The 13,379-nt window shown below is 62.7% G+C and carries 14 protein-coding genes and 1 tRNA gene; 7 read left to right on the top strand and 8 right to left on the bottom strand.

Annotation, left to right across the window (positions count from 1 at the left end; genetic code table 11):
- Positions 1 to 22 precede the first annotated feature (22 nt).
- The gene (locus ACERJA_RS14415; RefSeq protein ID WP_373608959.1) at positions 23 to 1,312 is read right to left on the bottom strand and encodes an ABC transporter permease; all 1,290 of its coding nucleotides are present in this window, start codon (positions 1,310 to 1,312) and stop codon (positions 23 to 25) included.
- Positions 1,312 to 2,076, bottom strand: coding sequence for an ABC transporter ATP-binding protein (locus ACERJA_RS14410; RefSeq protein ID WP_373608958.1), 765 nt, complete (start codon positions 2,074 to 2,076; stop codon positions 1,312 to 1,314). Before ACERJA_RS14410 ends, ACERJA_RS14415 begins: the two co-directional genes overlap by 1 nt.
- Positions 2,077 to 2,224: 148 nt before the next feature.
- Between ACERJA_RS14410 and rpiA the strand changes: the two genes are divergently transcribed.
- Complete coding sequence (gene rpiA / locus ACERJA_RS14405; protein ID WP_373608957.1) at positions 2,225 to 2,932, top strand: ribose-5-phosphate isomerase RpiA; 708 nt, start codon at positions 2,225 to 2,227, stop codon at positions 2,930 to 2,932.
- A 197-nt stretch (positions 2,933 to 3,129) separates the two neighbouring features.
- Here the strand turns inward: rpiA and ACERJA_RS14400 are convergent, their stop codons facing one another.
- Positions 3,130 to 3,561 (bottom strand): hypothetical protein, encoded by a 432-nt coding sequence (locus tag ACERJA_RS14400; protein ID WP_373608956.1) that lies wholly within the window; start codon positions 3,559 to 3,561, stop codon positions 3,130 to 3,132.
- A 124-nt stretch (positions 3,562 to 3,685) separates the two neighbouring features.
- On the opposite strand from ACERJA_RS14400, the gene fni reads away from it, so the two are divergent.
- Entirely contained in the window at positions 3,686 to 4,747 is a 1,062-nt protein-coding gene (gene fni, locus ACERJA_RS14395; RefSeq protein ID WP_373608955.1) for a type 2 isopentenyl-diphosphate Delta-isomerase, read from the top strand.
- 154 nt (positions 4,748 to 4,901) lie between these two features.
- Here the strand turns inward: fni and ACERJA_RS14390 are convergent, their stop codons facing one another.
- On the bottom strand, positions 4,902 to 5,069 hold the full coding sequence (locus ACERJA_RS14390) for a DUF1931 family protein (RefSeq protein WP_005578700.1): 168 nt from the start codon (positions 5,067 to 5,069) through the stop codon (positions 4,902 to 4,904).
- A gap of 894 nt (positions 5,070 to 5,963) precedes the next feature.
- On the opposite strand from ACERJA_RS14390, the gene ACERJA_RS14385 reads away from it, so the two are divergent.
- The 4 genes from ACERJA_RS14385 (at position 5,964) to ACERJA_RS14370 (ending at position 9,247) form a co-directional block, all read left to right on the top strand.
- Positions 5,964 to 6,212 carry a GIY-YIG nuclease family protein gene (locus ACERJA_RS14385; protein ID WP_373608954.1) on the top strand — a complete coding sequence of 83 codons (249 nt, stop codon included), beginning with the start codon at positions 5,964 to 5,966 and terminating at the stop codon, positions 6,210 to 6,212.
- 79 nt (positions 6,213 to 6,291) lie between these two features.
- Entirely contained in the window at positions 6,292 to 7,278 is a 987-nt protein-coding gene (locus ACERJA_RS14380) for a hypothetical protein (RefSeq protein ID WP_373608953.1), read from the top strand.
- Positions 7,279 to 7,367: 89 nt separating this feature from the next.
- On the top strand, positions 7,368 to 8,768 hold the full coding sequence (locus tag ACERJA_RS14375; RefSeq protein WP_373608952.1) for a phosphoglucomutase/phosphomannomutase family protein: 1,401 nt from the start codon (positions 7,368 to 7,370) through the stop codon (positions 8,766 to 8,768).
- A gap of 113 nt (positions 8,769 to 8,881) precedes the next feature.
- Complete coding sequence (locus tag ACERJA_RS14370) at positions 8,882 to 9,247, top strand: hypothetical protein (protein ID WP_373608951.1); 366 nt, start codon at positions 8,882 to 8,884, stop codon at positions 9,245 to 9,247.
- Positions 9,248 to 9,278: 31 nt separating this feature from the next.
- On the opposite strand, the gene cysE is transcribed toward ACERJA_RS14370, so the two are convergent.
- The 3 genes from cysE to ACERJA_RS14355 form a co-directional block, all read right to left on the bottom strand.
- Positions 9,279 to 9,788 carry a serine O-acetyltransferase gene (gene cysE, locus ACERJA_RS14365; RefSeq protein ID WP_373608950.1) on the bottom strand — a complete coding sequence of 170 codons (510 nt, stop codon included), beginning with the start codon at positions 9,786 to 9,788 and terminating at the stop codon, positions 9,279 to 9,281.
- A gap of 201 nt (positions 9,789 to 9,989) precedes the next feature.
- Positions 9,990 to 10,658, bottom strand: a complete 669-nt coding sequence (locus ACERJA_RS14360) for a metallophosphoesterase (protein WP_373608949.1) — start codon at positions 10,656 to 10,658, stop codon at positions 9,990 to 9,992.
- Between the two features lie 102 nt (positions 10,659 to 10,760).
- Positions 10,761 to 11,351, bottom strand: a complete 591-nt coding sequence (locus ACERJA_RS14355; RefSeq protein ID WP_373608948.1) for an IMP cyclohydrolase — start codon at positions 11,349 to 11,351, stop codon at positions 10,761 to 10,763.
- A 389-nt stretch (positions 11,352 to 11,740) separates the two neighbouring features.
- Between ACERJA_RS14355 and ACERJA_RS14350 the strand changes: the two genes are divergently transcribed.
- Positions 11,741 to 11,813, top strand: a tRNA-Gln gene (locus ACERJA_RS14350).
- A gap of 196 nt (positions 11,814 to 12,009) precedes the next feature.
- Here ACERJA_RS14350 and ACERJA_RS14345 read toward each other — a convergent pair.
- Positions 12,010 to 13,341, bottom strand: coding sequence for an NADH:flavin oxidoreductase (locus ACERJA_RS14345; RefSeq protein WP_373608947.1), 1,332 nt, complete (start codon positions 13,339 to 13,341; stop codon positions 12,010 to 12,012).
- Between the last annotated feature and the right edge of the window lie 38 nt (positions 13,342 to 13,379).

Raw genomic sequence — 13,379 nt, 5'->3', positions numbered from 1 at the left:
CTCTCCGTCGCGGATCGTCAGCTCACTCGTATCTGAGTGCGTCGATCGGGTCCGTTCGTGCCGCTTTCCAGGCCGGGTACAGCCCCGAGGCGATCCCGACGAGAATCCCGACGGCGATCGCCAGCGCGACGTACTCGTATGGGTAGACCAGCGGCAGGTCGATGTACCACACGCCCAGATAGCCGGCGACAAGACCAAGCACCGTCCCAAAGACTGCTCCGATCACGCCGAGAATCACCGCTTCGGCCAGGAACAGCCCTAGTATTTCTCGGTTCTGGGCGCCGATCGCTTTCATAATCCCGATCTCGCGGGTTCGTTCGGTCACGGAGACGAGCATGATGTTGGCAATGCCGATCGAACCCACCACAAGCGAGATTGCTGCGATTCCGACGATGAAGTTCTGTAACAGGTCGAGGACGTCCTGAAGCTGCTGGAGGAGATCTGCGCTCGTCTGCAGCGTTATCTCGAGGTCATCACCCAGCAGTTCGCCCGCGTCCGACTCGTCGCTCTCGAGATACGCGATCGCGCTCTCCTGGGCGCGATCGACCGCCGCCTCGTCGGCTGATTCGGCTTCGACGACGATCGCAAGGAACAGTGCGTCCTCACCCATCGGGGTGTCTGCCCCGTCTTCGTCACCGATCCCACCCGGGAGCGCACCGGCAGCGTCTTCGGTGTAGTACGGATCCGTCGGCACGTAGACACGCGGCGACGGCTCGAACCCTTCGAACGGGCTCAACCCCTCGGAGGTGTCGGTGATTCCGACGACAGTGACGGTCGTCTGTTGGCCACCCTGTAAGGCGATGGTAAGCTCGTCGCCGACGCTGACGTCCTCCTCGAACTGTCCGGCGACAGCCGGGTTGATGACCGCCTCGCGTTCGCCCTGCTCGAACTGGCGGCCCTCCTCAAGCGTATCCTCCCTGATATACGGCGGGCCGGCCGCGACCAAGGCGTCACTTTGGGGTGATATCTCCCCCTCGTAGACGAGCGCTTGCGTCGATAACGGCATATAGCCGTAGGCCGCCTCGATATCGTCGTCAGCGTCCAGTGTCTCGAGATCGTTCTGACTGAACACGGGCTGAGCGCCGGCGAGTGGGCCGCCTTCGGTATCAGGATCGGCAGCCCAGCCGTAGCTGTTGCGCTGATCGTCGGGGCTGATGTCGCCGATAATGCCTGCCTGCAGGCTCGCCCCCAGCGTAACGAACGTGATCACGGCCGCGATACCGATGATGATCCCGAGTGTCGTCAGCGACGACCGAAGTTTGTGCCCGCGGATCGAACGCCACGAAAGCCGCAGGCTCTCGAGTGGCCGCATCAGGAACTCGCCTCGCTCCCGGCGTGACTCGAGGCTCCGCTACCCGTGTCCTCGAGGTCCTCGATACGCTCTATTTTCCCATCAAGGAGGTGCACGATCCGTTCGGCACGTTCGGCGACGTGACGTTCGTGGGTGACGACGACCATCGTCGTCCCGGCCTCGTGAAACTCCGCAAAGAGGTCGAGGATGTCGGCTTCGGTCTCCGTATCCAGGTTTCCAGAAGGTTCGTCAGCAAGCACGATCGCGGGATCGTTGACCAGCGCGCGAGCGAGCGCCACCCGCTGGCGCTGACCGCCCGACAGCTCGTTTGGCAGGTGGTCTGCTCGATCGGCGAGGCCGACTCGCTCGAGCAACTCCCGGGCCCGGTCGCGTCGCTCGGCGCGATCGACGTCCTGAAACAGCTGCGGGAGCGCGACGTTTTCGAGGGCGGTCAGCCTGGGCATGAGATTGAACGTCTGGAAGACGAAGCCGACCGTCGTCCCACGAAGCGTGGTTCGTTCCCGGCTGTCGAGTGCAGCGACGTCCTGTCCGTCGACGACGACAGTGCCATCCGTCGGCGTGTCGAGACAGCCCACGAGATTCATCAGTGTCGATTTCCCTGACCCGCTCGGACCCATGATCGCCGTATACGACCCGCGTGGAATCTCGAGGCTGACGCCGTCCAACGCGTGGACCGGCTCGCCGAGCTGGTAGATCTTGCGAACGTTCTCGAGGGAGACTGCTGTCCCGGTTCCGGGCTCTCCCTCGGTTGCGGGTGTTGCCATACTGACTCGTATACAGCCGCGACGAAAAAACCTCGAGCCAAACAGGAGTAATATCGTTTCTGATAATTTTCGATCGGACACACTCCGTGTGGCTGTGGACGGCCACGATATTGCAACGTTTTTCCCGTCGCCGTGCGCCGTACAACGCATGAAGACGGAGGGCGGATCAAACACAGCGAAGCGACGCGCTGGTGAACGCGCAGCCGAAGCCGTCGAAGACGGGTTCGTCGTCGGGCTTGGAACCGGCTCGACGGCCGCCTACGCGATCGACGCGATCGGACGGGCCGTCGACGACGGCCTCGAGGTACAGGGAATCTCGACCTCGTTTCAGTCCCGCCGGCGGGCGCTCGAGGCAGGAATTCCGTTGACGACACTCGACGCAGTCGACGGCGTCGATCTCGCGATCGACGGTGCGGATCAGGTCGCCGACGACCCGGACGCGAGCGGCTACGGCGCGCTGATCAAAGGCGGCGGCGCTGCACACACCCGCGAGAAACTCGTCGACTCGGCGGCCGACCGATTTATCGTCGTCGCCGACCCCTCGAAACTCGAGTCGGTGCTCGAGCGGTCGGTCCCGGTCGAAGTCATTCCCGACGCCCACACCGTCGCCGCCGACCGAATCCGCGACCTCGGCGGCGAGCCGACGCTTCGCGACGCCGAACACAAAGACGGGCCGGTCGTCACGGACAACGGGAACCTCGTTGTTGACTGTGCGTTCGGCCCGATCGAGAAGCCGGAGACGCTTGCAACGCAGCTCTCGCGGCTTCCGGGGGTCGTCGAACACGGCCTGTTCGTCGGGCTAGCCGACGAGACCTACGTCGGGGCGGCCGACGGCGTCGACGTGCGGGAGTACTGACCGCTACTGTTCTGGTGGCGACTGCGCTGTGCGGGGCTCATCTTCCCGCGTGGCCCCACGGTCAGCGAACACGCCGGCGGCCACGTCGAGTGTCCCGAGGAGCCGCGTTGCCGGTATTGCCTACGATTTCGTCTCGAGTGCCTCGGGGTTCTCGTAGGTGACCTCGAGCAGTCCGAACCCGGTCGCCACTGCTCGCATCATGTACGCTGCTCGATCACGTCTTCGCTGTCGTCGGGTTCGGTGCCCGACGCCGAGAGCGCGACAACGAACAGATACAACACGCCGAGCAGGCGGGCCGTGGGTTTCACCACCGGTTTCAACTTGAGGTCGTCGGCGTTCGCGTAGACCAGCTGCTGGCTGTAGTCGATGATCGGCTGCGGGAGGACGACGAGTACGACGCCGGCGATCCCAAGCAGCCAGCTGGCGGGTGTCCAGCCCGACTCCCGTCGAGCGAGTAGCCAGACGAACAGGGCACCCTCGAGTCGGGCTCCCCAGAGCGCCCACGGTCTGAGCTCTGCCTCCTCGGCGTTCTCGAGGCCGATTCGCTCGCAGGCGTTGATCACTGGCTGTGGTTTCGCGATCTCGGCGATTCCGAACGCGATCAGTAACGTTCGTAACGGGTGGAACATATCCGTCGTACACTAGCATGGGTGAAAAAACGCCAGTCGGTCTCGGCTGAGACAGCGCCACTCGACACGCGTCGATGGACACCTTTTCAACCTCCTCATGCTATTTTCCACTGGAGACGATTCGATGCCCGAGACATCCGACAGAAAAGACGATCATATCCGAATTATCGAAGAAGAGGACGTCGAAACCTCGGGAACGGGGTTCGCCGATATCGAGCTCGTTCACGATGCGCTTCCGGAGATCCATCGCGACGAGATAGACACATCGACGACGCTGTTCGGCCACGAGCTGGCGGCCCCAATCGTCATCGAAAGCATGACCGGCGGCCACCCGAACACGACGAAAATCAACCGCAATCTCGCTGAAGCCGCCCAGCAGATGAACGTCGCCATGGGTGTCGGCAGCCAGCGTGCCGGCATCGAACTCGACGATGAGGCGCTGCTCGAGTCTTACACAGTCGTCCGAGACGTCGCTCCCGACGCCTTCCTCTATGGCAACGTCGGCGCGGCACAGTTGCTCGAGTACGACGTCGACGACGTCGAACAAGCCGTCGAGATGATCGACGCCGACGCGATGGCGATCCATCTGAACTTCTTACAGGAAGCCGTCCAGCCCGAAGGCGACGTCGACGCCCGTGGCTGTCTGGCCGAAATCGAGCAGATCGCATCCGACCTCTCAGTCCCCATCGTCGTCAAAGAGACTGGAAACGGTATCTCTCGGGAGACGGCGACGCGACTCGCCGACGCCGGCGTCGATGCGATCGACGTCGCCGGACAGGGCGGCACGACGTGGTCCGGCATCGAGTCCTACCGGGCGGCCGCCGTCGGCGCTGACCGACAGGAAGCGATCGGACAGCTCTTTCGCGCCTGGGGCGTCCCAACGGCGGTGAGCACACACGAGGCCGCTTCGATCCACGACTGTGTCATCGCCAGCGGCGGTGTCCGGTCGGGACTGGATATCGCCAAGGCGATCGCGCTCGGTGCCCGCGCTGGCGGCCTCGCAAAGCCGTTCCTCCGGCCTGCGGGGCAGGGAACCGAGGCTGTTGTCGACTTGCTCGAGACGCTCGAACTCGAACTCCGAACGGCGATGTTCGTCACCGGCTCGGCCTCGGTCGAGGAGCTACAGTCGGCCGACCACGTCGTCCTCGGGCGAACGAAAGAGTACCTCGACGGTCGACAGCAGTAACTCCCTCATACGGATCGCTATCAGTCAGTTCGACGCGACCACGACCAGTCCTGCGGTACACCGGTACAGCAGTCCGCATCACTCCGTTTTCGACGACAGCCGAGCCAACGGCTCTCTACCGTAGCGTCAATAAAAAATACTCGAGTGGCGAGCCTTACAGGTCGCGGGGCTGGACCGTCTTCCGGTCGTTTGCTTCTGCACGTCGTGCAGCGTCCTCGAGAAGCTCGTCGACTTCCTCGTCGAGTGCTTCGTAGAAGTCCGAAGCGACGTTCTTGTCATCGAGCGCTTCCTTTACGGCGGCTTTGACGATAAGATCTGCCATACGATGTACGGGTTCCTCTTTCCCCAATATAAATGCTCTGGTTACTTTCGGGAATACGGTGTCTGCAGCGGTTGACCCGCCTGTTTCGACGGCACCAACCACCGGAAAGTATATGTTTGATGAGCTACCGACCTCGATTTGACCGTTGTCGGCGGGAAGAATCCCGCTCGCGCGCGGTGTCGGATCCGTGCGTACTTCGCCTCTCGGCCGTCTGTGTTTGTCTCTCGCAACGTCGTCGCCGTAATCGCCACTATCGACTGGGTTTCTCACCTCTTGACAGTCACCCTCATCGATACGACGGTGATCGGTCACCATCTCGAGCGGTCACGGATACGGCTGAAACGGGAGTACATCGCTTTCGACGAGACACCAGTCGTGTCGCGTTCTCGATGCCGGCACTGGATTCGGTACCCTATACCGGTAGTATTGATCGATTGTCGAACCAGTGACAGTTATAACCGAAACTCGTGTGCCGATTCCAGAAAATATTATGTGCAGATCAAAAAGCCAAACTCTGTTTGGAGAAGCTTATTTACCTATTCACCGGGTAGGTTGTGGTACCGGCTTCGGCCGGTGTGACCACTGTCCAATGCCCAAGTGTGACCACTGCGGCGCGCACGTCTCCGAGCGCTTTGCGCGTGTGTTTGCCGACCAGAACGGCGAAATCCGCGCGTGTGTTAGTTGCTCGGCCAATGCTGGGATCGCAGAAGCCGCGAAAGAACGCGCTCGCGGCGCTTGATCCCTCCCGAGAACCGAACCCAATCACCACGTGCCCCCACTGCGTGTTGCTTTTCCCGCCTCGGTATGATCGTCCTGCGCCCCTCACAACTGTCCCTGTGACGGATCGCTGAATCGGTGGACCGAAATCTGTCTCCGCCGTACGTCCGCCAGGACATGTCTGATCATGCCGTGTACGTACTCGAGTGTGCCGATGGCTCGCTCTATACCGGGTATACGACCGACCTCGAGCGACGGGTTGGCGAACACAACGCTGGTGAGGGCGCAAAGTACACCCGTGGTCGAACACCCGTTGAACTCCGTTACGCTGAGCGATTCGACTCGAAATCGGCCGCGATGTCTCGCGAGTATGAGATCAAGCAACTCACACGCCAGCAAAAAGAGCGACTCATTGGCCTCGAATGAGGTCGTTGAGGATGAACCCATTAGCGTAGTGATGGGTGCAAAAAGCAGATACTCCTCGACCACGTTTTTTTGGTACCATATGGATATCGACATCGTCGACGATCTCAAACAGCCGGCGTACACCGGTGAGAACCGATGTGAACCGTGTACGATACTGAACCTCCTTATCGCCGGCGCGGTCGGCTCGCTCATCGCACGCAAGTCCAGACTCGGCGGACTGCTCGCGGTCGGGTTCTCTATCGCCCTCATCTATCTGCGCGGCTATCTCGTCCCCGGAACACCGACACTGACGAAACGGTATCTGCCGCCCGGAGTCCTGCGCTGGTTCGGCAAGGACCCAGAGCCTGACCTCGCCAGCGGCTTCAGTGCTGGGGAACCTGGCTCGGCACACAGCGCCGAGCGCTCGGAACCAGCCGACAGTGACCCGGCACCTACCGAGACCGAAGAGTCCGCTGGCGAGGCGGGTACCGCCACATCAGCGACCAACACCACCGACTCGGACGTCGCTACTGCAGAGACGCCTGCTGCAGACGCCGAACCAGTCGTCACCGACCCCGAGACGTACTTTCTCGAGCACGAGATCCTTGAGCCGTGTGCCGACAAAGACGACCTCTGTCTCACCGAGTCGTTCGAGGAGTCGTGGTTCGAGCAGATCGAAGCCCTGACCGACTCGGGACTCGACGCTGCAGCCCCCATCGACGCGTTCGGATTCGACGCTGATCCCGAGGCGTTCGACCTCGAGCGCCACGACGACGCTTATCTCCTCCGTTCCGAGCAGGGAGTGGCCGGCCGCTGGCCATCCCGCGCTGCGTTGCTCGCTGACGTCGCCGCCAGCCGTGCTCTCGAGACGTGGACACCCGTCTGGGACGACCACGACCCCGAGACGAAAGGTCGGATCTGTAACAGCCTCCGGATGTTCCTCGAGACGTGTCCGACCGGCGGCACGGTCAGCATGGGCGAGGACGTCGTCGAATCCTGCTGCAGTGCACACGATGTGGTCGCCGTGACCTGCGATGAGACGGGCGAGCGGCTTTTCGAACAACGGCTCGACACCGTCGACGTCTGAGACGAGTGCCCAGCCGTCCGAACAGCCCACTCGTGTCAGCTGCCGTGTGACAACGTCGCCTTTTTCGCCGGTGGCATAGACGAACGTGTATGGAGACGATCAGCTTCGGTACTGATGGCTGGCGGGCGACGCTCGAGGAGTTTACGACGCCGCGGGTTCGGATGGTCGGACAGGCCGTCGCGACGTATCTACAGGATGAGGGACTCGAGGGAACAGTCGTCGTCGGCTACGATGCGCGTGAGACCTCGCGTGGCTTTGCCGAAGAACTGGCCCGGACGTTGTGTGCCAACGGCTTCGATGTCATTATGCCAGCGCGCGACCGACCGACGCCGCTGGTCGCCCATGCCATCGTCGAGCGTGAACTCGTGGGCGGGTTTGCGATCACGGCCTCACATAATCCGCCGGAGTACAACGGCGTGAAGTTCATTCCCGCTGATGGCGCGCCGGCGTTGCCCGAAGTGACAGACGCCATCGCGGATCGCCTCGCCGAACCCGAGGCGCTCCCCGAAGCCCAACACGGCACCGTCCGGGAGGTCGACCTGACGACGCCACACGCTGACGCCGCCCTCGAGTTGGTCGAGGAGATCACCGGCAGTGCCAACCTCTCGGACGCGGGGCTGACCGTCGCCTACGACGCCATGCACGGCAGCGGCCGTGGGACGACCGACGCCATCCTCGAGCGCGCTGGCGTCTCTCTCGAATGCCTGCGCTGTGAGCGCGATCCGACATTCGGCGGTGGGGCACCCGAACCCGCGCCTGAAAACCTCGAGGCGCTGATCGACCTCATCACCGCCGACGAGACCGCACCGACGCTCGGGATCGCAAACGACGGCGACGCAGATCGTCTCGCCATCGTCACGCCCGAACGGGGTTATCTCGACGAGAACCTGTTTTTCGCTGCGCTCTATGACTACCTGCTCGAAGACGATTCGGGAGCGGTCGTCCGAACCGTCTCGACGACGTTCTTGATCGACCGTATCGCCGACGCCCACGGCGAGTCAGTTCACGAAGTCCCCGTTGGCTTCAAATGGGTCGCACAAGCGATGGCCAACGGCGACGTCCTCGTTGGCGGCGAGGAATCCGGCGGCTTCACCGTCCGCGGCCACGTCCGCGAGAAAGACGGCGTCCTCATGGCAGTGCTCGCGGCCGCGATGCACGCCGAAGAACCCATCGACGAGCGCGTGGATCGACTGCTCGACGAGTACGGGACCGTCGTCCAGGACAAGATCAGCGTCGCCTGTCCCGACCACGAGAAGGCGCGCGTCCTCTCTGATCTCGAGGACGAAATCCCCGAAACCGTCGCCGGAACCGATGTCGAGGGCGTCAACACCGCCGACGGCTTCAAACTCCAGCTCGCCGACGGCTCGTGGCTGTTGATCCGTCCCAGCGGGACCGAGCCCGTGTTACGGGTCTACGCGGAAGCTGCAGACGAAGAACGCGTCGGAGCGTTGCTCGAGGCTGGCGAGGCGTTGCTCGAGCCGCTGGTGTAACGGTCGAGCCACGGCAGTGTGCTGACGTTGTCGAGACGGCGGGACTCGAGTGTGTGCTGCGGGTTGCGTGCTCCGGGCTCCTCTTTACCACTGTTGGCCCGTAGGCTAGAGCCATGAGCGAACACTCCCGCGAGGACGCCGCCTACACGGAACTGACTCCTGACTCGTGGCATCAAAACGACGAGGGCAACTACTACATCGACTGTCCGGAGTGTGGCTCCGCGGCGACGCTCATGAATGTCGTCGCACACGGTCGCTGTAACGGCTATCTCGACCAACGAGAATCTGAGACCAAACTCGACGAGGAAGCGTTCGACTGTACGGCGAAACTCTGGTTCGAACTCGGTTATACGTCCGATCCTGAGCCAGAGGCGACGGACTCGAATGCCGAGCAATCCGACGAGAGCGTCACGACGGGTGAGGGGGTTCCGGCAGAAGGCTCACCGCCGGGGACGGACGGCACAGTCAGCGATACGTAGGAGCGAGCGGTTGTCCGTTTCTTGTGCTGTGTCAGTCGACGCGTTCGGCCGGGACGCCGACGACCGTCGCACCCGGTTCGACATCTCGAGTAACGACCGATCCGGCGCCAACGGCGGCGTCTTCTCCGATCGTAATATCGCCGAGCAGCGTCGCGTTCGTCCCGATCGTGACACCGGATTCGACGGTTGGATGCCGTTTGATGGGTTCGTTTGCGTCGCCCCCGAGCGTGATACCGTGGTACATGTGCACGTCGTCGCCGATTTCGGCCGTTTCACCGATAACGACACCCATCCCGTGATCGATTGTTACCCGGCGACCGATCGTCGCGCCGGGATGGATCTCGACGCCCGTGAGCACGCGTACGATGTGTGCCAACAGCCGCGCGACGAGTCGAAAGCCCCGGTTCCAGAGCCAGTGGATTCCCCTGTGGGCCCAGACGGCGTGTAAGCCGGGATACGCGAGGATGACCTCGAGACAGCCCGTCGCGGCGGGGTCGCGCTCGCACATCGTTCGGGCGTCTTCACGGATACGTCTGAACATGTCAGTGACTTTCTGAAACGGCGCTGGCGCGATACTGGTCTGCTCGTCCCGCCGACCGAGTCGGTGCTCGACAACACCGGGCCACAGCGTGACGCGGGCGTTTGCTGTCGGTACACGCGGTGTGGCCGGTGGATACCATACCCGAATCTAGCGGCGCAGGCCGTGTAAAAAGATTCGTTTTCTACGTCTCATCGCCAGCGCTCACTTTCCACGAGCCAGTCGCCGGCCGATTCGGTCCGGCAGCCCCGCGTCCGCGACGGCGTCCTGAACCGCCTCGAGATCATATTTGACACGAGAGGTATCGACAGTCATCGCCTCGAGATCGACCACCGCGTAGCCCGCCCGTGGATCGCCATCCCGTGGCTGGCCGACGCTACCCGGGTTGACGACGATTCCCTCGGCGTACTGTTTGACGCCCTGCACGTGGGTGTGACCCAGCACCAGCACGTCTTCCTCGTCGAGCAGCCGTGGCGAGAACTCAGACGGCCGAGTGTAGCGCGTGTACCGCATCGGATCGTCCGGATGGCCGTGGACGACCTTCACCCGGTCGTTACATGCGAGGCGTTCGGTCGGCAGCGACTCGAGCCACGCGAGCTGGTCGTCGTCGAGTTGTTCGCTGGCGTGTTCGACGCCCGCTCGAGCCATCCGGTTGAAGCCGCTTGCGTCCCCTTCGACGACTGCGGCGTCGTGGTTGCCCATCACCGTCGGCACGTCCCGCTCGCGGAGTTCGTCGACGCACGCTGCTGGCCACGGGTTGTAGCCGACGACATCGCCAGCACACAGTAGTTTGTCGACAGCGGCCATCTCCTCGAGGACGGCCTCGAGGGCGACTCGGTTGCCGTGGATATCGGAAACGAGTCCGACTCGCATGCTCAAAGGTAACACGCTCGAACGGTTTGTACGTTCGCCGCGGACCAGTCGCGAGTCACAACAGTCGCATCCGCACTCCAAAAATCGTCGTTGAAACGGACGTCAGTTGCCGTTCTCGAGTGCCGTCTCGAAGCCGTCGTCGGTGCGGGCGATACCAGCCGCACAGACAGCGTGTTCAAACTCGCAGTCGAACGCCTCACTCGCGGCGGCCTCGGCGCTGTCGGCCTCGAACTCGAACGACTCGGGAGCGTTCGTCTCGTAGGTCGCGACCAGCGTCGGTTCCTCGACGGTCTCGACGAGCAGCGCGTCCTTGCGAACCGTGCCGATCAGAGCCTCGCCGTCGTCGCCGATCGTCGCCGCGATTCGTGGCGTGTTGTAGTCGTCTTTCTCGTAATCCAGCGCCAGCAGGCTCTCGGCGAGCGCGTCGCGGGCGGGGTAGCCCAGCTCGAGTTTCTCCGCGATTGGATCAACGTGCGAGCCGTTACCGAACGCGGCCGTCTCGCCCGTGGGGGTGTCGACGACGCGCAGGCAGTTGTAGGAGACGTAGGGGTTGTCCGTCCCCGGCGCGTCGTCGGTGGGACCGACAGTGAGCGCGTCCTCTCGAGCGGTGAGCTTGCGGTTCGGGAACGAGCGTGATGAGACGCGGTAGGCGCCGACATCGGGGCCGACGACGACGAATCGTCCAACGTACATACGCGAATGTGTACAGGCACGACGAAAATGTGTGTCGATTTGTGCATCATCGTCGCTATTCTGATATTGCCCGGGACTGACCGTCAGCGAACGCGCGGTGGCTGCACCCGATGTGCAGAACAAGACCATGCATGTCTCGACGTTCAGCATGTGACCGAAGACGAGACATCGATGGCTGTCGGAAAGATGATCTCTTTGGGTACTCCAGAGATCGAATCAAGCCTGAGATCGAGAACTGCATGTGCGAACTGCCATCGAAAGGAACACGACAACCCACCGCACGACTGATCGCCATTCGTTCGCAATCACAGTCGAGTTCGTAACACTCTAATATAGATACCTCCTACGAGTAGGTACGTCGTCGGAAACGAAGCCGACGAAAACATATCAGTCCATTGGGGTAGTGGCCAATCCTGAAGCCTTCTGGGGGCTTCGACCCTGGTTCGAATCCAGGATGGACTACTTCTTCCGAACTTTCAACTCGAGAATAATCCTCTCCCCGTCTTCGCTTTTCCAGTGGAAACGAGGGGGTCTCTCGACCGGCGTGGATCACAGAAAATAGACTGCGCACTCGAGTCGAACCAATCAGCAAACACTCGACAAGCAGTGAGTCACTAACAGTGAACTCGCGCTCGAGAACACCTCGCTTTCGTCGTTGCTACCGCTCGTAGACACCCTCGCGCTCGAGGTCACCCCGTTTCTGCAATACCTGGGGTGTCCGACACATCCCCGGTGCACCGGTCACCTGTGGGACGGTACAGTTGTTACAGCTTTCACAGAGCACGCGAGTCTCGTCCGGGGCGTCCTCGAGCAGTCGCGCGCCGAGGCGGGGTTCGGCGTAGAACGGACGGGCCAGTCCGACCATCTCGCAGGCTGGCTCGTCGCTGTCGTCGCCGCCCAGTAGTCGATCCATCTGGCCGCGTTCGCGAATCCCGCCCTCGGCGAGCACTGGGATCGAGACCTGTTCGCGGACCCGTCGACAGAACGCTTCGTTCCACGCCGGGTCGAAATCGTACTGTAGCGACTGGATTCGGTTTGCGGCGGCGACGAGTTTCCTGCGCGCTGTCCCACCGAACGCCGCGTCGTACGCGTCGTGTAACCCCTCGTTTTCCCAGGCCCGTTCAGGATACGCTCCGCGAACGATGCTCATATCCCAGACGACTGATGTCTGGACGGGGACAACCGCGTCGTAGCCGATTGCCTCGAGTCGTCGGGCGATTTCGACGCCGTCCTCGAGCGAGAGCTTTCGCCGGACGACGGGTGCGGGCGGTGCGGGCGTTTCTGCCGGCACTTTGGTGAGCAGCGGTATGTCTCCGGTCCGCTCGCGGATCTCGTCGTGAACAACTGCGAGGAACTCGAGTCGGGCCTCGGGTGAGCCGCCGAACTCGTCGGTCCGGCGGTTGTAGAAGGGAGACAGGAACTGCTGGACGATGCCCATGTTCGCGCCCGCGAGGTGGATGCCGTCGTAGCCCGCGTCAGCGGCGTACGCTGCTGATCGGCCGAAATCGGCCGCGAGCTCGTACACTTCGTCGGTCGAGAGGACGTGTGGGTCGTACGAGAGAAAGCCGAGTCGATCGAGCAGCTGCAACTGCCATGGCGGCTCGGAGACAGCGAGTTGCTCGAGCTCCGGATGGTCTTTGCGGTGTTCGGCATGCCAGGTCTCCATGCTTCGGAGGCCGCCGTGCTCGAGTTGGACGACGATCCGGCTGCCGTGGTCGTGAATCCGGTCGGTCAGCCGCGACAGTCGCTCGACGAACGCAGGGTCGTGGACGCGGGTCATCCCCGGGGCGGCACAGCCGCCATCGCCGCGGACGATCGTCGCCCCCTGACAGATGAGGCCGACGCCCGACTCGGCGGCGGGTTCGAGGTCGTCGATCAGCGTGTCGACGGCGTCGGGACCGTTGCCAGCACACTCGAGCAGCGGCGCGCGATAAAGCCGGTTTGGGATCGTGACGCCGCCGATCTCGATTGAGTCCTCGAGAGTGGCCATGCAGGCCGTATCACGGGACCGTACAAGAGCGTGCCGTC

It is taken from the genome of Natronorubrum sp. A-ect3, assembly GCF_041821125.1.
Taxonomy (GTDB): Archaea; Halobacteriota; Halobacteria; order Halobacteriales; family Natrialbaceae; genus Natronorubrum; species Natronorubrum bangense.
The sequence above is the reverse complement of the archived record's forward strand: the minus strand, read 5'-3'. Positions and strand labels throughout refer to the sequence as shown.